Raw genomic sequence first — 19,648 nt, 5'->3', positions numbered from 1 at the left:
CAGGAGGCTAGCCAGCCGGGCTCAGCACCACCACGGGTTTGCAGGCGGTGCCCTCGTCCTTGGCGAGCGCGATCACGTGCCCGTCCGGCCCGAACACGCCGTACGTGCCGTCGATCCCCCCGGCCCGCAGCCGCTGCCCGTGCGACAGCGCCGACGCCTCCGCCGGGTCGATCTCGCGGCGCGGGAAGGCGGTGGCCACGGCGGCGTCCAGGTCCAGCGACAGGCCGGGCGTCTCCTCCAGCTGCGGCAACGTCTTGGCCACCCGCAGGTCGAACGGCCCGACCCTGGTGCGCCGCAACGCCCCCAGGTGCCCGCCGACGCCCAGAGCCGCGCCGAGGTCACGGGCCAACGCACGCACGTAGGTGCCCGACGAGCACTCGACCATCACGTCCAGAAGCACCTGCTTGTCCTCACGGCGTGAGAACAGCACGTCGAACCGATGCACGGTCACGGGGCGCGCGGGGATCTCGACCTCTTCACCCGCACGCACGCGGGCGTAGGCGCGCTTGCCGTCGATCTTCACCGCCGACACGGACGACGGCACCTGCTGGATCGGACCGGTCAGCTTCGCGATCTCGGCGGCGATCGCCTCGTCGGTGACGCCCGAAGCGTCCTCAGTGGACAGCACCTCGCCCTCGGCGTCGTCCGTGGTGGTGGACGCGCCGAGCACGATCGTCGCGAGGTAGGCCTTGCTGTCGAGAGCGAGGTGGCCGAGGAGCTTGGTGGCGCGTTCGATGCCGAGCACGAGCACGCCGGTCGCCATCGGGTCGAGGGTGCCGGCGTGCCCGACCTTGCGGGTGCCGAGGATCCTGCGCACCCGCGCCACCACGTCGTGCGAGGTCATGCCGTCCGGCTTGTCGACGACGACCAGGCCCGGCGCAACAGAGGGTTTCACGGCGGAGAAGCTTAAGCGACGCGCAGAGCGTCCCAACGACGACGCCGGATCTGCACCGGCACCATCTCGCCGCGCGCCTCCGCCTCGAACACCGCGGCCCTGGCCCGGCGCCACCACACGAGCATCCGCCAGCCCCCGAACACGAGCACCAGCACGAGGAAGCTCAGCGCGACGCGGAACGCCGCGGCCGGGGCCAGCACGCCCTCCAGCAGGTCCAGCACGATCCCGATGCCGAGCGCCGAGACCGTCACCGCGAGGAAGCCGCCGACGTTGACCAGGCCGCTCGCGGTGGACTGCCGGTGCGACGGGTTGTAGTCGCGGGCCAGCGCGAACGCCACGCCCGAGATCGGCCCGCCCACGGTCAGCACCAGGAACACCACGGCGATGACGGGCGCGGGAACGTGCCCGCCCGGCCACAGCAGCAGCACGGCCCAGCCGGTGAACGCGAACCCGAGGAACCCGACCGCGATCGGCATGCGCCACTCGGGGTTGCGGGAGAACAGGCCGCCGACGATCGGGCCCGTCACGATGCCGCCGATGACGAGCAGGCCCAGCGTGGACGACGCGGCGTTCGGGGACATGCCCTGCGCCTGCACCAGGTACGGGTAGCCCCACAGCAGACCGATCACGGCGGGCGTCGACATCGTGCTGAAGTGCGCCCAGAAGCCGAGCCGGGTGCCGGGCACGCTCCACGCCTGCCGCACCTTCGGCCAGATCTTGCGCAACGGCACGGGTTCCGGCCGTGGCGCCACAAAACCCGTCGGCACGTCGCGCACCCGCAGGAACGCCACGATCGAGTACGCGGCGGTCAGGCCACCCGCGACGAGGAACGCCCAGGTCCACCCGACCGAGCCGAGCAGGAGCGTCAACGGCACGGTGGCGGCGAGGTTGCCGAAACCGCCGATCGTGGCCGTCACGGCGACGACGAGCGAGTACTGGCGCGGCGGGAAGTGCGTCGCGACGAGGCGGATCACGCTGATGAACGTCATCGCGTCACCCATGCCGAGCACCGCGCGTGCGGTGAGTCCCAGCGCGTAGGAGTCGGCGATGGCGAACAGCAACTGGCCCGTGCCCATCAGCAACGCGGCGACGGTGAGGATGCGGCGCGGCCCGTAGCGGTCGACGAGCAGGCCGGTGGGGATCTGCATGAGGGCGTAGACACCGATCTGCAGCACGGTGAACACACCGAGCTGAGCGGGTCCGAGCCCGAATCGTTCGCTCGCCTCCAGTCCGGCCACGCCGAGCGTGGTCCGGTGGAACAGGGCGGCGAAGTAGACGAAGACGGCGGTGGTCCAGATCAGCCACGAGGTTCGGGTGGCGCGATCGACCGGCGGCACGGCGACACTCTCCCAGGTCAGAGCGGGCAGATATTAGTTACATCGCCTAAGCAACCTTCTTGGTAACGATTTCATGCCGTGAAGTCGGACACAGCGCCCGTTCGGGGCTCACCGCCGGTGTGCCTGCTCACACGCGCCCTAACGGACCGCGCCCTCCACGGCCCACTCCCCTGACCGTGTGCGCCACACGACGGCTACGAGCCGCAGCACCATGAACGCGGAGAGTCCCGTCCAGATCCCGGCGAGCCCCCACCCGAACGCGTACGAGGCCCACACCAGCGGCAGGAACCCGATCACCGCCGAGCCGAGCGTCGCGGTGCGCATGAACTTCACGTCGCCAGCGCCGAGCAACACCCCGTCCAACGCGAACACCACGCCCGCGATCGGTTGCAGCGCAACGAAGAACCACCACGCGTTGGGGATCTCGCCGAGCACCCCGGCGTCCGTCGTGAACGCCCGCGGCAGCACGGTGACCAACGCCGCGAACACGATCCCGAGCCCGATGCCGAACACCAACCCGTACCGCGTGATCTGCCAGGCGAGCTTCTCGGCCTGCCGCCGCTTCGACGCCCCCAAAGCCGCGCCCACCAACGACTGCGCCGCGATGGCCAACGAGTCGAGCACAAGTGCGAGGAATGTCCACAGCTGCAACACGACCTGATGCGCACCCAACGCCGCGACGGACGACCGTGCCGCCACGGACGCCGCGCTGATGAAGCACGCCTGGAACGCAAGGCTGCGCAACACCAAGTCACGTCCCATGCCGAGCTGCGCGCGCATGGCCGTCCACTGCGGCTTCAACGACACGTGCTCCGCGAACAACGCCTTGAAGAACAACCCGGCGGAAAGCAGCTGCGCCACGACGTTCGCGATCGCCGAGCCCTCAAGCCCCCACCCGGCGCCGTACACGAGCGCAGGACACAACACAGCGCTGATGCCGTTGCCTATCAAGATGTACTTCAAAGGCCGTTTGGTGTCCTGAACACCGCGCATCCAGCCGTTGCCGGCCATCGTGACGAGGATGAACGGCGCACCGAACAACGCGATGCGCACCCACTCCACCGCCGCGTCCGCCACGGCACCTTCACCGGCGAGCAGTTCCGCCAACGGCCGCGCGAACACCTGCCCGAGCAGCACCACGAGCACACCGGCGGCCAACGCGAGCCACGTCGCCTGCACGCCCTCCTCGACGGCCTCCTGACGCCGCCCGGCACCGTGCAACCGGGCCGTGCGCGCCGTCGTGCCGTATGACAGGAACGTCAGCTGCGTGGACACCTGCGTGAGCAGCACACCGCCGAGCGCGAGCCCGGCGAGCGGCAACGCCCCCAGGTGTCCCACGACCGCCGTGTCCACGAGCACGTACAACGGCTCGGCCGCCAGCACCCCCAGCGCGGGTACCGCGAGCCCGATCACCCGCCGAGCGGGAACCCGATCCTCCACCCGTCGAACCTAAGCTTTGCGAAGCTCTTCCGTCGGGTGACGACGGCCACTCAGGACCGTTGGGGCAACCCGAACACCTGCTCGCGCGCCACGGCCAGCGCCGAGTGCAACGCGCCGGACCGCACCGGGTTCGCGGTGATCTGGGCGAGCGACACCGGCGTCCGCGGCACGACGAGCTTCAACAGCTCGGCGGCCACCAGATCGCACAACGTCTCGCCGCCCGCGTGCGCGACCTGCCCGGACAGCAACACGAGCTCGGGGTCGAGCACGCACACGACGTTCGCGAGCCCCAGCGCTATCCGATGCGCCAGCACCGTCAGGAACTGCCGACCCTCGGTACCCGCGTTCAACGCGTGCGCGACGGCCTCCAGCCCGGACGGCTCCTTGATGCCGTACTCGGCCGCCAACTCGACGATCGCGTCGCTGTCGACCTGGTCGCCGTACCGCCCACCGGGCACCTGCATGGAGTCGATCTCACCCGCGCCGCCGGTGACGCCGCGCAGCAACGTCCCGTTGACCACGACCGCCGACCCGATCTCGTCCGCGGGCCAGAACAGCACGAAGTTGCGCACCCCGATCGCCCGGCCGGAGCTCATCTCCTCCAGCGCGGCGAGGTTGATGTCGTTCTCGATCGACACCGACGCGCCGAGCAGCTCCCGCAACGTCGACGGCAGGTCGACGTCCACGAGCCCCGGCAGGTGCGGCGCGAACCCGAGGTGCCCGGTGGACGGATCCACCGCACCGGGCGTGCCGACCACGACGTGCGACAGCGCGTCGAGCGTCAACCCGGCGAGCGCCGCCGCCTTCTGCACCGTCTCCCGAAAGACCTGGAGCGTGTTCTCCTTGGGCATCGGCGAACTGTGCTCGGCCAGCAACGACCCGGTGATGTCGGCAATCGCCACGTCGATCAACTCAGGCGTCAACGCCACCGCGGCAACGTGCCCCACACCGCCGTTGACGGCCCACATCTGCGCCCGCGGCCCACGCCCACCACCACGCAACCCGGTGCGGACGACCATGCCGTCCTCTTCGAGCCGCGCGAGCAACTGGGCGGTAGCGGGCTTCGACAGCCCGATGACCTCCTCCAGCTCAGCCCGAGTCATCGCACCGCTGCGCAACAACGTCTCGATAGCGGCCCGGTCGTTGATCTCCCGCAGCAGCCGCGGGCTTCCTGTCCGTGTCATGACCCCACCCGCTCCAACGCGCCCTTCAGCGCGGCAACGACCTGCTCCGCAGCCCCGTCGAAGGTGAACCCGGCCGCCAGCCGATGCCCACCACCCCCAAGTTCCTGCGCCACCTCACGAACATCAACCCGACTCACCGCCCGCAACGAAACGGACCAGAACCCAGGCCGAAGCTCCTTCAACACCGCGGCGACCTCAGCCTCAGCAGCAGAGCGCACAACGTCGATCACGCTCTCCACCTCTTCACTGCGCACCCCACGAGCGTCCTCAAGGCTCACCACCGCATGCGCCAACCCCAGCCCGTGCGCAGCCGCCTGATCAAGCTCAGCCTTGGCCAACACCCGAGACAACATCCCGAGGTACGCAAACGGATGCGCGTCCATCAACGGCCGCGTAACGGCATACGCGTCCACCCCGGTCTCCAACAACCGCGCCGCAATCTTGTGCGCCTCGGGCCCAGCCTTCCGAAACCCCCCGGTGTCAGTCACGAGCCCCGCGTAAATGCACCGCGCGATCGACTCGTCGACCTCAACCCCCATCTCGTCCAACAACTTGAGCGCCAGCAGCGCCGTGGCCTCCGCATGCTCGTCAATGCAGTGCAACGTCCCGTACCGAGTGTTGGACACGTGATGGTCCACAACGATCACGGGCCCACGACAGTTGGCAACCCGATCCTGCAACGGCCCAAGCCGCTGCAAACTCCCGGTGTCCATCACCACGAGCATCTCGGGCTCAGCAGGCACCTCATCGCGATGCACCAACAGCCCGTTGGTGTCCAACGCCTTCAGACTCTCCGGCACACCCTCGGGCTCACCAAAGGCAACCCGAACCACCACCCCACGCCGCTGCAGCGCAAGCCCCACCGCCAAGGCACTCCCGAGCGTGTCAGCATCAGGGTTGATGTGACTAAGCAAGGTCACATCACGGGCGTCGGCCAGCAACCGCGCGGCCTCGGCAATGGTGGTGCTCAGGTCGTCTGCCACAGGGAGACGTTAGCCGCTAACCGTGCCGAAGTGCGGTACGGCACCCTCAGACAAGACAGTTTCCATCCGATTCCTGCGGCACCGTGCCACCGGGACAGTCGCAAACCGCCACAAGCCGGACACCACGAGCCACATCACCCCAGCTCAGAGGCAGTGCACGCAAGCAACCGCAGTCGCGAACGCAAGGCGACCACCGTCTTGGCCCGGCGCGCGCACCCAACCGGACAGCCGAAGACGTAAGCCCACCACCTACGGAACCTGGCGTGGCGAAGCCGAAGGCGAGCCCGAACGGGCTGCTACCAGGTTGGGTAGCGGTAAACCCCGCTCATGGCGATTGGGGCTTTACCTTGAGGGGCGGGATGCCAACCTGTCCGGTCCGGCCGGGGCGCTTTCACCCCGGCCTTTGAGGCCGCGAACGCATCCCGCCAGAGGCTCAAGGTCAAGCCCCAATCGCAACCCCGCTCTTCGTCACGACCTGATGGACCACCCTCGCAACCGCAGCCCAACCAACCGAACGCAACCAACCGAACGCAACCAACCCCGCTGGAACGCAACGACACCCAGCAAAAGCCGACCCGCGAACACAAAAGGGCGGACACGAAACCCGTGCCCGCCCACTTGCCCAAAACCAAACCCTCAGTCCTCGTCGTCATCCTCACGAGGCGCCTTGTAAGGATCAGCCTCCCCAGCAGGAGAAGCCCCCACCGCCAACCGAGCCACCTCAGCATCCGAAGCCTGAGCCTTGGCCAGCAACTCATCCATCTTCCGAGCCGCATCCGGAACGGTGTCCGTCATAAAAGTAAGCGTGGGCGTGAACCGAACCCCGGTCTGAGCTCCGACCAGGGACCGCAACACCCCCTTGGCCTTCTCCAACGCCGCAGCAGCCCCGGCGTAGTCAGGCTCCACGTCCAACCGCTCACCCAGAACGGTGTAGTACACAGTCGCGTCGTGCAGGTCCCCGGTCACCTTCGTGTCGGTGATCGTGACGCGCGCCAGACGCGGGTCCTTGACCTCGTGCTCGAGAGCCGAAGCGACGATCTGAGAGATCCGCTTGGCGAGCTTGCGGGCACGTGCCGTGTCGGCCACGAGCCTCCCCTTCCTAGTCGTCCTCCGGCCCGACGAGTCGCGTCCGGGCGGAGAGCAGTTCCAGTTCGGGCCGTCCGGCGACCAGCCTCTCACAGCCGGCGAGAACGTCCCTGACATGCGAAGCGTCGCCGGCAACCACGGCGACACCGATCAACGCTCGCCGGTGCAGGTCCTGATGACCGGCCTCGGCAGCGGCAACTTCGAAACGCTTGCGCAGTTCGGCCACCACGGGCCGAATCACCGAGCGCTTCTCCTTCAACGAGTGGACGTCACCCAAAAGCACGTCCAGTTCCAGAGCCCCCACGTACATGGGCAAGATCCTCCAGAAGAAAGGGGTGCGAAGCCACTGGTTAAAGCGGCTCCGCACCCCCTCATCGTCCTACTAGGCGCGCGGCTTCTCGCGCATCTCGAAGGTCTCGATGATGTCTTCCAGCTTCAGGTCGCTGTAGTTGCCGAGCGTGAGACCACACTCGAAACCTTCGCGGACCTCGGTGGCGTCGTCCTTGAACCGCTTGAGCGAGCTGATCGGGAGGTTCTCCGCGATCACCTTGCCGTCACGGAGCAGGCGAGCACGCGCGTTGCGGCGGATCTCGCCCGACAGGACCATGCAACCCGCGATCGTGCCGACCTTGGAGGACTTGAAGACGTCGCGGATCTCGGCGCGGCCGAGCTGGACCTCTTCGTACTCCGGCTTGAGGAGACCCTTGAGGGCCGCCTCGATCTCGTCGATCGCCTGGTAGATGACCGTGTAGTACCGGACGTCCACGCCTTCGCGGTTCGCGAGTTCGGTCGCCTTGCCCTCGGCCCGGACGTTGAAGCCCAGGACGATGGCGGAACCGGCCACGGCGAGGTTGATGTCGCCTTCGGTGATGCCACCGACGCCGCGGTGGATCACGCGCAGCTCGACGTCGTCGCCGACCTCGATCTTCATGAGCGCGTCCTCGAGGGCCTCGACGGTACCCGAGTTGTCACCCTTGATGATCAAGGTGAGGGCTGAAGTCTCCTTCAGCGCTGCGTCCAGGTCCTCCAGGCTGACGCGCTTGCGCTTCGCCGCGTTGGCGGCGTTGCGGGTGCGGGCCTGACGACGCTCGGCGATCTGGCGGGCGACGCGGTCCTCGTCGACGACGAGGAACGAGTCACCGGCGCGCGGCACCGAGGTCAGACCGATGACCTGCACCGGACGCGACGGGGTCGCGTCGTGCACGTCGTCGCCGTGCTCGTCGACCATGCGGCGGACGCGACCGTACGCGTCACCCGCGACGATCGAGTCACCCACGCGGAGCGTGCCGCGCTGGACGAGGACCGTGGCGACCGGACCGCGACCGCGGTCGAGGTGCGCCTCGATCGCGACACCCTGGGCCTCCATGGCCGGGTTGGCCCGGAGGTCCAGCGACGCGTCGGCGGTCAACAGGATGGCCTCGAGGAGACCGTCGATGTTGATGCCCTGCTTCGCCGAGATGTCGACGAACATGGTCTCGCCGCCGTACTCCTCGGCGACGAGGCCGTACTCCGTCAGCTGCTGGCGGATCTTGGAGGGGTTCGCACCCTCCTTGTCGATCTTGTTGACCGCGACCACGATCGGCGCCTGAGCGGCCTGCGCGTGGTTGATCGCCTCGACCGTCTGCGGCATCACGCCGTCGTCAGCGGCGACGACGATGACCGCGATGTCGGTCGAGTTCGCACCACGAGCACGCATGGCGGTGAACGCCTCGTGACCCGGGGTGTCGATGAACGTGATGAGACGCTCGTTGCCCTCGAGCTCCGTCCGCACCTGGTACGCACCGATGTGCTGCGTGATGCCGCCGGCCTCGCCCTCGTGCACCTTCGCCTTGCGGATGGTGTCGAGGAGTCGGGTCTTACCGTGGTCGACGTGACCCATGACGGTCACGACCGGCGGGCGAACCTGCAGGTCGTCCTCGTCACCGGCGTCCTCGCCGTAGGTGATGTCGAACGTCTCGAGCAGCTCGCGGTCCTCCTCCTCGGGGGACACGACCTGCACGACGTAGTTCATCTCGGAGCCGAGCAGCTCCAGGATCTCGTCGGACACCGACTGGGTCGCCGTGACCATCTCGCCCAGGTGGAAGAGCACCTGCACGAGCGACGCCGGGTTGGCGTTGATCTTGTCGGCGAAGTCGGTCAGCGAGGCACCGCGCGGGAGGCGGATCGTCTCGCCACTGCCCTTGGGCAGGCGGACGCCACCGACCGAAGGCGCCTGCATGTTGTCCATGTACTCCTGGCGCTTCTGCCGCTTGGACTTGCGTCCACGACGCGCCGGACCACCCGGACGACCGAAGGCACCAGCGGTACCGCCGCGACCAGCGCCGCCGCCACCACCGGGACGACCGCGGAAACCGCCGCCACCACCGGCAGGGGCACCGCCACCTGCGCCGCCGCCACCACCGGGACGGAAACCGCCGCCGCCGCCACCGCCGCCACCGGGACGGAAGCCACCGCCGCCGCCACCGCCGCCACCGGGACGGAAGCCGCCACCGCCGCCACCGCCGCCGCCTCCGCGGAAGCCGCCGCCACCGCCGCCGCCCCCACCGGGACGACCGCCGCCACCGCCACCGCCACCGGGACGGCCACCGCCGCCACCAGGACCAGGACGGTTACCGGCCGGACGGTTGCCCGGCATCATGCCGGGGTTCGGCCGCGGGGGCATGTTGCCCGGGTTGGGACGGGGACCGCCCTGACCCGGTGCCGGACGGGGACCGCCCTGGCCGGGGCCGGGACGACCGCCACCCTGTGCGGCTGCCGGACGAGGACCACCCTGGCCGGGCGCACCGCTGGGACGCGGGTTCGCCGGACGCGGGTCACCGGGCTTCGGGCCACCACCTGCGGGGCGGTCGCCGCCCTGCTCGGGGCGCGGGCCGGGACGAGGGCCGGGGCGCGGCGCGGGAGCGTTGCCGCCACCGACGCCGAAGGGGTTGTTGCCAGGACGCGGCGAACGCGGACCCGCGGGCTTGGCGCCCTGGGTGCGCGGCGGGACCACGGACTGGGACTGCTGACCACCGGCGGCCGCGGCGGGTGCCTGCGGCTGCTGGGGCTGGGACTGCGGCTGCTGCGGAGCCGGGCGCGGGCCCGGACGCGGTCCGCCACCGGGCTTGACGCCGGGAGCGGGAGCAGCCTTCGGGGCCGCCGGAGCCTGCGCGGCCGGAGCCACGGGAGCGGCCGGGGCCTGCTGCTGCGGTGCGGGCGCGGCCGGAGCGACCGGGGCCTGCGCGGCAGGTGCTGCCGGGGCGGGCTTCGGTGCGGGCGGACGCGGGGCAGCCGGACGCGGGCCGGGCATGGCCCTGGGACCGGCGGGCTTGTTGTCGGAGGATGCCGGCTTCTGCTCCGCCGCCGGGGCGGAGGGAGCGGGCGCGGGTGCCTTCGGCTTCGGAGCGGACGGCTTGGGAGCCGGCTTCGAGGACTTGGCTTCGTAGGCGTCCCGAAGTCGCCGGGCCACGGGGGCCTCGACGGTGGACGACGCGGTCTTGACGTACTCGCCCTGTTCGGCGAGCTTGTTCAGAATTTCCTTGCTCGATACACCGAGCTCTTTCGCGAGCTCATGCACGCGGGCCTTGCCTGCCACTGCTCTCCTTGGTCGTGAGGCCGGCGGGCAAGTCCCATCGACCTCGTCTTAACGTCGCGCGTTCATGTCTTCAGCTTCACGGCTGACTCATGACGGGTCGACCTGCTTCCTTGATGCTTGCTGGCCCTGGGGCTGTCCCACGGCCAATTTCCCTTGCTGCTCCACGTGCTCACGCAGCGAAGCGACGTCGAGTGCTCCCTGGACCCGGAGGGCCCGTGAGAACGCCCGTCGCCGCTCGGCGTTGCGGAGACATTCGAGATCGAAATGCAACCAAGCACCCCGACCAGGAAGCCGCCGACGGAGGTCCGGAACCACCGAACCGTCCACCGCGACCACACGCAGCAGCTCAGACGGCAGCGTCCGCGCGCGGCATCCGATGCACGTACGAACAGGGCCGATGTGCTGGAAAACCTCGCCTGACGCTGAACCGTTGATAATTCTATCCCCTGGAGCTCATTCAGCCGAACCGGATGTGACCGCACCGGCCGCCGGAGCCTCCGCATCGCTGCGGATGTCGATGCGCCAGCCCGTCAGACGAGCGGCCAGGCGGGCGTTCTGGCCCTCCTTGCCGATCGCCAGCGAGAGCTGGAAGTCGGGCACCACGACGCGAGCGGTCTTGGCACGCTCGTCGAGCACCCGCACCGACACAACCTTCGCTGGTGACAAAGCATTCCCGACGAAAGTGGCCGGGTCGTCCGAGAAGTCGATGATGTCGATCTTCTCGCCGCCGAGCTCGTGCATGACGTTGCGCACACGGGCTCCCATGGGGCCGATGCAGGCACCCTTGGCGTTCACTCCGGCAACCGTTGATTTCACCGCGATCTTCGAACGGTGACCTGCCTCACGTGCCACCGCGGGGATCTCCACGGTGCCGTCCGCGATCTCCGGGACCTCGAGGGCGAACAGCCGCCGCACGAGGTTCGGGTGCGTCCGGGACAGGGCGATCTGCGGGCCGCGCGCGCCACGGGAGACGCTCACGACGTAGCACTTGATGCGCTCGCCGTGGTTGTACTGCTCGCCCGGCACCTGCTCGGCCGGCGGCAGCACGCCCTCGGTGTCACCGACCTGCACGACGACCATGCCGCGGGCGTTCGCGCGGGCGTCGCGCTGGACGACTCCCGCGATGATCTCGCCCTCCTTGGTGGCGAACTCGCCGAAGGTGCGCTCGTGCTCGGCGTCCCGCAGGCGCTGCAGGATGACCTGACGCGCCGTCGTGGCCGCGATGCGGCCGAAGCCTTCCGGAGTGTCGTCCCACTCCTCCTGGATCGCACCGTCCGGACCCAGGTCCTGCGCGAGCACGCGCACGACGCCGGTCTTGCGGTCGATCTCCACGCGTGAGTGCGTGGCGTGCCCTTCGGTGTGCTTGTAGGCGGTCAGCAGGGCTGACTCGATCGCCTCCAGGACCGTCTCGAAGGGGATGTCCTTTTCACGTTCGATCGCCCTCAGGGCGGCGATGTCGACGTTCACCTCGGCTCCTCCTTCGGTGCTTTCCGAGTGAGCCGAGCCAGTTCCTCGACCGGCGGCTGCTTGAACTCGATCTCCATGACCGCGCGTTCGATGTGTCGGTACTCCACGCGTCGCAGCTCGTCCTTGTGCAGCAACTCGACCCCGGTCTCGTCGCACTCGCCGACCCGGCCGAACCACTCGGCCTTCTCGGGTTGCTTGACCTTCACGAGACGCAGGTGAGCGCGCTTCCAGTGGCGCGGGCGGGTGAGCGGGCGGTCGACACCCGGCGAGGTGACCTCGAGGGTGTACGGCCCGTTGATGATGTGGTCGTGCTCGTCGAGCGCGGCGGAGACCACGCGGCTCGCCTCGGCGACCTCGTCGAGCCCGATGCCGTCCTCACCGTCCACGACGACCTTGACCAGACGGCGGCGCCCAGCCTGATTCACGTCGAGCGCGTCGAGGTCGAAGCCCGCGGCTTCGAGCGCTTCCCGCACAACGGGTGCTAGCTGCGCGGAAAGCTCTCCGCGCGGCGGGCTGGACACGTGGTGTCTCCTTCAGTTCGAACGCATGAAAACCCCGGCCGACGCTGTTTCCGGCGGCCGTGGACGACCAGACTATCTCGTTCGCCCGGCTCCCACCGACCCGCACGGCTGCTGGCAATATGGGTTCGCGTGATCTCCGAATCGGTCAGCCGCCGCCGTGTGCTGCTCGCGGTGGCCGCCGCACCGCTCGCCGTTGCGTGCACCACAGAACCTCCGCCACCGCCTCCGCCGGACCCGCTCTCGGCCCTCGCGGCGCAGGCCCGTGCGGACGCGAAGCTGGCGCAGACGTTGACGACGGTGCCCGCGGCGGCCGAGATCGCGAAGGCCCGTGAGACGCACGCCTCGCTGTTGCAGGCCGAGGTGGACCGCGAACGCCCGCCGCTGTCCTCCACCGCCCCGCCCGCCCCCACGACGCCTCCCACGCCCCCGGACCCGCTGGCGGCCCTGCGGACGGCGCTGGACGAGGCCGTGCGCGAGGCGTCGGCGGCCGTGGCGTCGCTGCCGACGTACCGGGCGGGCATGGTCGGTTCGGTGGCGGCGGGCTGCGCCTCGTTGCGGGAGGTGCTCGGATGAGCGTCGAGTCAGTCCAGACCGCGCTCGGCACCGAGCAGGCGGCGTTGTGGACCTACGGCCTGGTGTCGGCGTTCCTGGGCGACCAGGCGGCGGCCGTCTCCGAGGGCGCGAACCTGCACCGGGCCCGTCGCGACACCACCGAGCGCTGGCTGCGCGACCACGGCGCCGTCCCGAACCCGCCGGCGGCCGCGTACCTGCCGCCCTCGCCGGTGTCGGACGCCCCGTCGGCGCTCGCGGCGCTGGTCGCGGTCGAGCAGGACACGTGCGCGGCGTGGCGCGGGGTGCTGGAGCGGACCGACGATCCCGGGCTGCGGACGTCGGCCCTCGAGGCGCTGACGACGGCGGCCGTGCGGGCCACTCGGTGGCGCAGGGCGGCTGGGACGACCCCGGCGTCGATCACGCTTCCCGGCGTCGCGTCAGGCTGAGAGGTGGGGCCTGCACCTGGTGCAGGCCCCGAACTCTCCTAGCCGGCGAACGACGACGCGAGCCTGATCGCGTCGTTGGAGACCTTCTTCATCTCCCTGTTGTGCATGATCGCGTCGGTGCCCTTGGCGGGCGAGTCCGACTCGACGATCACGACCGTCTGCTCGCGCTGCTCCGACGCGTACCCGCCGTTGCCCAGCGTGGTCAGCGACGGCACCGTGATGGCCTTGTCCAGCACCAGGTCCTTGACGTTGCCGGTGCCGTCCTTCTGGGTCAGCTCGCGCAACGCCTTGGCCTCTTCGGTGCTCTTCATCTTGACCACGGACACCGACGAGTACACGGTGCGGCCGTCGGGCAGCACGACCGTGTAGAACGCCCGCGTCAGCTGGAGGCACGGCGTGGTCTTGAAGAACGCCTGCGTCTGGCCCGTCGCGTGGGCCGCGCAGTCGCTGTCCTTCACCGGTTCCGGGAGTTCCGGCACGGTGGTGAACTCGAACTCCCCCGCGGTCTTCTGCGGTGGCGCGGCCGGTTGGTCGATGGGGTCCGACGGCTGCAACACCCACCACACGAATCCGGACGCCACCGCGACGCCGACGAGCGCCAGTGCCTTGCCCACCCACGTCGACCTGCGCTGGGGCGGGGGCGGCTGGGGAGGCATGTGCTGCTGCCCCGGCTGGCGGTTGTCCATGATCGACTGAAGCTTCACGAGCTCGTCGGCCGGGTACAACGGCGCGGTGTCGGTGGGCCTCGGTGGGAAGCGAGGCAGGTTCTGTGTCACCTCTTCAGGTGACTGGCGTGGTTCCGACACAAGGACCCACGGTAACGGACGGCGGTCACGCAAGCGCTTCGAGCACCCGATCAACGTCCTCGATCGTGTTGTACAGGTGACATGCATACCGCGCGCGACCTGCGCGAACCGACGAAACCACTCCTTGGACGGGTGGTCCGGCCACTGAGACGATCGCCGAGCCGGTGGGCGGCAACCCCAGGCCGGTGAGAAGACGATCCGTCAGGCCGACGCAGTGCGCGCGGACGGCGTCGAGGTCCACAGAGGCCAGCCATGGGAGCGCGACCGCGGCGCCGACGTGGGAGATCCAGGCGGGCGAGAGGTCGAACCGCCGTGCGTCCGAACGGAGCACCAGCTCGGTGCCGTAGTTCTCGCCGGTGCTGTACCAGTTGGCGGCCAACGGCTTCAGCGACTCGGCGCGGTCGGGCCGCACGGCCATCCAGGCCGCGCCGCGCGGTGCCATCAGCCACTTGTACGCGACGCCGACGACGAAATCGGCCCACGCCAACGACAGCGGCATCCACCCGGCGGCCTGCGACACGTCCAGCAGCACGGGTTTCCCGGACGCCCGCAGCGCCTCGAGGTCGGCGATCCGGCCGTCCGCGCTCTGCACCACGCTGGTGGCAACGAGATCGGCCTCGTCCACAGTGGACGCGATCACGTGCCCGGCGGCGACGAACGGCAGACCGACGCTGGTGAACTCGACCGGGTCGACGAACACCTTGGACCCGGCCGGCAACGAGGCGGCGACCAACGACACGAAGTGCGAAACCGTTGCACCGCAGGCGACCGACGTCGAGGGCACCCCGATCAGCTGCCCGAACGCCGCGCGCGAGGTCTCGACGGCCTCGTTGAACGTGGACGAGGTGTCCTCGCCGCGCCGCCAGCGTTCGAACGACGCCGCGACCGCGTCCGCGACGTGCCGGGGCGGCACCCCGATGGACGCCGTGTTCAGGTAGCCGTCCTGAACGTCGAAAACCGCTCCGAAGGCCTCACGCATGCGCGAGCTGCTTGTCGCGCTTGCGCCGCGCGTAGACCTGCTTCTTCACCCGTGCGATCACGGCCCCATCCTGCCCGACGACGTCGGTCTCGAACCAGATCAACGCCTTCTCGCCACCGCTGGTCTGCTCCAGCACCCGGGCGACGTGCTCGTCGGTCAGCCGGAACTCGGCGTACACCGTGCCGCGGCCGGGCGCGACGAACTCGATCTCACCGGCCTGGTCCCACACGACGTGCTCGCCGCCGAGCTGGTTGAACAGCAGCAACACCCAGAACGGGTCGGTCATCGCGAACAGCGAACCGCCGAAGTGGGTGCCGAAGAAGTTGCGGTTCCACGGACGCAGACGCATCCGCACGCGCGCATACCGGTAGTCCGCCGAGATCTCCTCGACGCGGATACCGGCGAACAGGAACGGCGGCCACAGGTTCATCCCGAAGCGCAGGCGGCTTGCCTTCATAAAAAACAGTGTTACACAACCTCCGCCAGCCTGTCCGCAACTTCCTCCGGCGACGGCATGTGACGTATCTCCTCGGCCACCTGACCAGCAGCTTCCCGATACTGGCCGGCGCTGAGCACCAGTCGTGCGCTCTCCGCGATCGCGTCCGCACTCACCGCGTCAGGCCACACCGCCGCACCCGACGCCACGAGCGCATGAGCGTTGCCGGTCTGATCCGCGCCCTGCGGCAACACGACCTGAGGGACCCCCTCGGCCAATGCCGCGAGCATCGTGCCGCTCCCGCCGTGATGCACCACCAGGTCCGCCTGCCGGATCACCTCGATCTGCGGCAACCACTGGTGCACCGTCACGTTGGACGGCACGTGCGTGAGCGTCGCCTTGGGCGCCGCCACCACCACCTGCGCGTCCAACCGGGCGAGTCCCGCGATGGCCGGCAACAACGCGTCCCGCGTGCCGAACACGCTCCCGAGCGTGAGGTAGATCAGCTTCTCGTGCGTGCGCCGCGGCATCTCACCGGGCATCTCGTGCGCGACGGGCCGCATCAGCAGCCGGTCCTGCACGAAGCCCTTGTCCTGCAACGACGGCGGGCAGATGTCGAGATGCCGCCCCGACTCCGGCCGCGCGAGCCCGATGCCGTCCGCGAACATCCGCCCGAACCCGTGCCACAGCACGGGAAACGCCCGCCGCCGCGCCTCCCGGTAGACCTCCGGCACCGCCCAGCCGCTGATCACCAGATCCGGCAGCACGCGTTCGAGCTCCGGCGCGACGTCCTCGGCGTAGATCTCTCCGAACACCATGCCGGGCCGGAAAGGCTTCAACCCCAACCGGTCCAGCTCGTTGTGCATGTCATCACCCACGGCGAAATGCACCTCATGGCCTGCATCACGCAGTGCGAGCGCTAACGGGATCATCGGGAACGTGTGGCCGACCGTGGCCATGCTGGCGAAGAGCACGCGCATGCCGCGACGATACTGAAGCGCTATGGGAACCAACCGCGAGAAGATGATCAACGGCGAGCGCTACCTCCCGGCTGACCCCGAGCTCGACGCGGACCGCCGCCGCGGCTGGCGCGAGATGGCCAGGTTCAACGCGCACGACCCCGAGGACCTCGACGGGATGTACGCGATCCTCAAGGGGTTCGTGGCGGAGATCGGCGAGAACACGACGTTCATGCAGCGCCTGCAGATCGAGTACGGCTACAACACGCGCGTCGGTGCGAACAGCTTCATGAACTACGGCGGCGTCATCCTCGACTGCGGTCCGGTGACCATCGGCGATCACGTGATGATGGGCCCCAATGTGCAGTTGCTGACCGCGTTGCACCCCATCGAGGACCATGACGCACGGATCGAGGGGTGGGAGACGACCGCACCGATCGTCATCGGCGACAAGGTGTGGTTCGGCGGCGGCGTCATCGTGTGTCCCGGTGTGACGATCGGGCACAACACGGTCGTGGGCGCGGGCAGTGTCGTGACGCGCGATCTGCCTGATCACGTCCTCGCGGTCGGCAACCCCGCACGGGTCGTTCGTAAGATCTGAGGTCATGCGCAGCGAGGAGATCCAGATCCGCACCGGCTCCGACGAGGTCGTGCACGACCTGACGCGGGACTGCGAGCGGTTCCTCGAAGAAGAAGACGGCGACGGCCTGCTGCACGTGTGGGTGCCACACGCGACGGCGGGTGTCGCCATCATCGAGACGGGCGCGGGCAGCGACGACGACCTGCTGACCGCGTTGGAACGGATCCTCCCGCGCGACGTGAAGTGGCGGCACAGGCACGGCACCCCCGGCCACGGTCGTGACCACGTGATGCCCGCGCTCGTGCCGCCTTACGCGACGATCCCGGTGCTAGGCGGTGTGCTGACGCTCGGCACGTGGCAGTCCATCTGCCTGGTCGACACCAACGTCGACAACCCCGTCCGCACGGTCCGTCTGAGCTTTCTTCGCGGCTAGCAGCACGACCCCGACGAGCGCGATACCGCCGAACACCCACCACTCGGTGCCGATGGACCCGTCGTACATGAGGGTGCGCAGGCCTTCGGTCGAGAACCGGAACGGCGTCCACGACCACAGGACCGCCCGGTACGCCGGGTTGAGCAGCTCGGGCACCTGGCCCGCGACGGCCGGCGCCATCAGGTAGAGCAGGCCGAGGATCCCCATCGCGCGGATGCCGAGGTGCCGGAACAGGCCTGCTTGCAGCAGCGCGAACGACACCGCGACGGCGAGCAGGAACGCGAGGGCGGTCGCGTCGAACGTGACGCCCCACCACGCCAGGAGCCCGACGGTCGAGCCCGTGACCAGCACGGCCGCGGTGAGCGCGGACAACCACCGCAGGCGCCTGCCCTTGAGCACCACGAAGAGCAGTCCGGCGACCATCCCGCCGACCCACAGCAGCGCGGACGCGGCGAGCGGCGCGGTGCGTTCGGCGGCGGACACGGCCGGCGCCTCGACCTTCACCGGCACCCCGGCGCCCTGGGCCACACCGGTCAGCACCTGCTGCGCCACCTGCGTGCCGGACGGGTTCACGGCGGGGTTGAGCCGGATCGTCGCCTGGCCCGGCGCGATCTCCAGCACGCCGTAGACCTCCTTGTCCCGCAGCAGAGCGGCGGCCTCGGCGGAGCCCACGACCCTGAGCTGGACCTCGGCCGAGTCGGCCTGCGCGACGCGGTCCGCGATCGGCGCAGGCGCCACCACGGCGAGCGGAACGTCGTGCGGGTGCACGGTCGCCTGCACGCCGAACGTCAGCAGTCCCAGGAGAAAAGCCACCACCGCGCCTGCGACGGCGGTGACCAGCGCGGTGCGCATCATCTGCCTCCCTAGTTCATCAAGCGTTGAATTTAGCGAGGACGGTACGCCCGCGCCGCGCCGAAAGTCAACGCTTGATGAATTAAGCCTCTGTCAGACCCACCAGGTACCGTTTGCCCGTGACTTACCCAGGTGGCGGCGGACAGGGCGGCTGGAACGACCAGCAGGGCTGGGGCCAGCAGCAACAGGGTGACCACCAGAGCGGTGGCTACCAGACCGGCGGCCAGCAGCAGGGCGACTACTCGAGCGGTGGGTACCAGACCGGCGGCTACCCGCAGACCGGTGGTTTCCCGCAGCAGGGCGGCTTCCCCCAGCAGGGCTACGGCGGGTACGGCGGCCTGGGCGTGTACGGCGGCTTCGACGACAAGCCCCCGAACAAGGGCAAGAAGACGCTGTGGCTCGTGGTCGGCGCGGTCTTCCTCGTCGTGCTGCTCGGCGGCGGTGTCACCTGGTTCGTGCTGTCCCGGGGCGACGGCGGCACCACGGCGCAGCCGCAGACGTCCTCCCCGACCAGCGCCACCTCGCAGCCGGCCGACAGCCCGTGCCCGAAGAACGAGGGCCAGCAGTGCGTCGAGACGGCGCTCGGCTACAACTACGTGGTCCCGAAGAACTGGGACGTCATCGCGGACGCCAAGATCCCGGTGGACGGCTTCGAGGGCATCTCGCTGTCGGGCATCACCACCTACGGCGACTACACCTGCGAGGGCAAGCAGTTCACCAAGGGCACCAACGGCGGCACGCTGCTCCCCAAGGGCGATGTCAACAAGACCGCCACGGACTTCACCAAGGCCGTCGCGGCGCAGTTCTACTCGTCGGGCGTCGACCCGAAGGTGACGACCACCGAGCCCAAGCCGGTGAAGATCCAGCACACCCAGAAGGACGGCAAGAAGGTCGTCGTCGAGGGCGTGCAGGTCGACGCCACCATCACGCAGACCGGCAACAAGTGCCTGGCGAGCAAGGGCATGGTGAAGGTCGTGGTCCTCAACGGCAGCAACAAGCTGCACGTGCTGGTCGTGAACGGCGACCTGGAGGGCGGCGGTGGCGGCGCCACCCCGCCGTTGCCCAAGGAGTCGGAACTGCAGAAGATGGTCGACTCGCTGACGCCGACCTCCTGACGC

General features: G+C 69.3%; 21 protein-coding genes. 5 read left to right on the top strand and 16 right to left on the bottom strand.

Annotated elements, in window-relative coordinates; genetic code table 11:
- Positions 1–7: 7 nt before the first annotated feature.
- The 11 genes from truB to rimP all read right to left on the bottom strand — a co-directional run bounded on the left by truB (position 8) and on the right by rimP (position 12,487).
- The gene (gene truB, locus JNUCC0626_RS42640; protein WP_394616307.1) at positions 8–895 is read right to left on the bottom strand and encodes a tRNA pseudouridine(55) synthase TruB; all 888 of its coding nucleotides are present in this window, start codon (positions 893–895) and stop codon (positions 8–10) included.
- Between the two features lie 11 nt (positions 896–906).
- Positions 907–2,232 (bottom strand): MFS transporter, encoded by a 1,326-nt coding sequence (locus JNUCC0626_RS42635; RefSeq protein ID WP_394616306.1) that lies wholly within the window; start codon positions 2,230–2,232, stop codon positions 907–909.
- A gap of 138 nt (positions 2,233–2,370) precedes the next feature.
- Entirely contained in the window at positions 2,371–3,672 is a 1,302-nt protein-coding gene (locus JNUCC0626_RS42630; protein ID WP_394616305.1) for an MATE family efflux transporter, read from the bottom strand.
- 50 nt (positions 3,673–3,722) lie between these two features.
- The gene (locus JNUCC0626_RS42625) at positions 3,723–4,856 is read right to left on the bottom strand and encodes an ROK family transcriptional regulator (protein ID WP_394616304.1); all 1,134 of its coding nucleotides are present in this window, start codon (positions 4,854–4,856) and stop codon (positions 3,723–3,725) included.
- Positions 4,853–5,839 (bottom strand): DHH family phosphoesterase, encoded by a 987-nt coding sequence (locus JNUCC0626_RS42620; RefSeq protein ID WP_394616303.1) that lies wholly within the window; start codon positions 5,837–5,839, stop codon positions 4,853–4,855. Before JNUCC0626_RS42620 ends, JNUCC0626_RS42625 begins: the two co-directional genes overlap by 4 nt.
- A 636-nt stretch (positions 5,840–6,475) precedes the next feature.
- Positions 6,476–6,925 (bottom strand): 30S ribosome-binding factor RbfA, encoded by a 450-nt coding sequence (gene rbfA, locus JNUCC0626_RS42615; protein ID WP_394616302.1) that lies wholly within the window; start codon positions 6,923–6,925, stop codon positions 6,476–6,478.
- A gap of 13 nt (positions 6,926–6,938) precedes the next feature.
- Positions 6,939–7,235, bottom strand: coding sequence for a DUF503 domain-containing protein (locus JNUCC0626_RS42610; RefSeq protein ID WP_394616301.1), 297 nt, complete (start codon positions 7,233–7,235; stop codon positions 6,939–6,941).
- A 72-nt stretch (positions 7,236–7,307) separates the two neighbouring features.
- On the bottom strand, positions 7,308–10,499 hold the full coding sequence (infB, locus tag JNUCC0626_RS42605) for a translation initiation factor IF-2 (protein ID WP_394616300.1): 3,192 nt from the start codon (positions 10,497–10,499) through the stop codon (positions 7,308–7,310).
- An 87-nt stretch (positions 10,500–10,586) separates the two neighbouring features.
- The gene (locus tag JNUCC0626_RS42600) at positions 10,587–10,826 is read right to left on the bottom strand and encodes a YlxR family protein (RefSeq protein WP_394622222.1); all 240 of its coding nucleotides are present in this window, start codon (positions 10,824–10,826) and stop codon (positions 10,587–10,589) included.
- 126 nt (positions 10,827–10,952) lie between these two features.
- A complete protein-coding gene (gene nusA, locus JNUCC0626_RS42595; RefSeq protein WP_394616299.1) occupies positions 10,953–11,966 on the bottom strand; it encodes a transcription termination factor NusA in 1,014 nt (337 codons plus the stop codon).
- The gene (gene rimP, locus JNUCC0626_RS42590; protein ID WP_382440945.1) at positions 11,963–12,487 is read right to left on the bottom strand and encodes a ribosome maturation factor RimP; all 525 of its coding nucleotides are present in this window, start codon (positions 12,485–12,487) and stop codon (positions 11,963–11,965) included. The genes nusA and rimP overlap by 4 nt, the downstream gene beginning before the upstream one ends.
- A 129-nt stretch (positions 12,488–12,616) precedes the next feature.
- Here rimP and JNUCC0626_RS42585 point away from each other — a divergent pair, with 129 nt between their 5' ends.
- On the top strand, positions 12,617–13,060 hold the full coding sequence (locus JNUCC0626_RS42585; protein ID WP_382440946.1) for a hypothetical protein: 444 nt from the start codon (positions 12,617–12,619) through the stop codon (positions 13,058–13,060).
- Positions 13,057–13,485 carry a ferritin-like domain-containing protein gene (locus JNUCC0626_RS42580; RefSeq protein ID WP_394616298.1) on the top strand — a complete coding sequence of 143 codons (429 nt, stop codon included), beginning with the start codon at positions 13,057–13,059 and terminating at the stop codon, positions 13,483–13,485. The genes JNUCC0626_RS42585 and JNUCC0626_RS42580 overlap by 4 nt, the downstream gene beginning before the upstream one ends.
- A 38-nt stretch (positions 13,486–13,523) precedes the next feature.
- On the opposite strand, the gene JNUCC0626_RS42575 is transcribed toward JNUCC0626_RS42580, so the two are convergent.
- The 4 genes from JNUCC0626_RS42575 to JNUCC0626_RS42560 are packed head-to-tail and all read right to left on the bottom strand — an operon-like array spanning position 13,524 to position 16,686.
- On the bottom strand, positions 13,524–14,261 hold the full coding sequence (locus JNUCC0626_RS42575; protein WP_394616297.1) for a hypothetical protein: 738 nt from the start codon (positions 14,259–14,261) through the stop codon (positions 13,524–13,526).
- Between the two features lie 55 nt (positions 14,262–14,316).
- Entirely contained in the window at positions 14,317–15,270 is a 954-nt protein-coding gene (locus JNUCC0626_RS42570; protein WP_394616296.1) for an aminotransferase class V-fold PLP-dependent enzyme, read from the bottom strand.
- The gene (locus JNUCC0626_RS42565) at positions 15,263–15,727 is read right to left on the bottom strand and encodes a DUF4442 domain-containing protein (RefSeq protein ID WP_394616295.1); all 465 of its coding nucleotides are present in this window, start codon (positions 15,725–15,727) and stop codon (positions 15,263–15,265) included. Before JNUCC0626_RS42565 ends, JNUCC0626_RS42570 begins: the two co-directional genes overlap by 8 nt.
- A gap of 11 nt (positions 15,728–15,738) precedes the next feature.
- Positions 15,739–16,686, bottom strand: coding sequence for a glycosyltransferase (locus tag JNUCC0626_RS42560; RefSeq protein ID WP_394616294.1), 948 nt, complete (start codon positions 16,684–16,686; stop codon positions 15,739–15,741).
- Positions 16,687–16,708: 22 nt separating this feature from the next.
- On the opposite strand from JNUCC0626_RS42560, the gene JNUCC0626_RS42555 reads away from it, so the two are divergent.
- Positions 16,709–17,266, top strand: coding sequence for a sugar O-acetyltransferase (locus JNUCC0626_RS42555; RefSeq protein WP_394616293.1), 558 nt, complete (start codon positions 16,709–16,711; stop codon positions 17,264–17,266).
- Between the two features lie 4 nt (positions 17,267–17,270).
- Entirely contained in the window at positions 17,271–17,678 is a 408-nt protein-coding gene (locus JNUCC0626_RS42550) for a YjbQ family protein (RefSeq protein WP_394616292.1), read from the top strand.
- Here JNUCC0626_RS42550 and JNUCC0626_RS42545 read toward each other — a convergent pair.
- Complete coding sequence (locus JNUCC0626_RS42545; protein ID WP_394616291.1) at positions 17,574–18,533, bottom strand: ABC transporter permease; 960 nt, start codon at positions 18,531–18,533, stop codon at positions 17,574–17,576. The two genes, JNUCC0626_RS42550 and JNUCC0626_RS42545, sit on opposite strands and share 105 nt — an antisense overlap.
- Positions 18,534–18,649: 116 nt before the next feature.
- On the opposite strand from JNUCC0626_RS42545, the gene JNUCC0626_RS42540 reads away from it, so the two are divergent.
- Positions 18,650–19,645: a hypothetical protein gene (locus JNUCC0626_RS42540; protein WP_394616290.1), complete on the top strand. Its 996-nt coding sequence runs from the start codon at positions 18,650–18,652 to the stop codon at positions 19,643–19,645.
- The last annotated feature ends 3 nt before the right edge of the window (positions 19,646–19,648 follow it).

The sequence above is a fragment of the Lentzea sp. JNUCC 0626 genome (assembly GCF_043632865.1).
Classification (GTDB): domain Bacteria; phylum Actinomycetota; class Actinomycetes; order Mycobacteriales; family Pseudonocardiaceae; genus Lentzea.
This window is presented reverse-complemented; position numbering and strand designations above follow the sequence as displayed.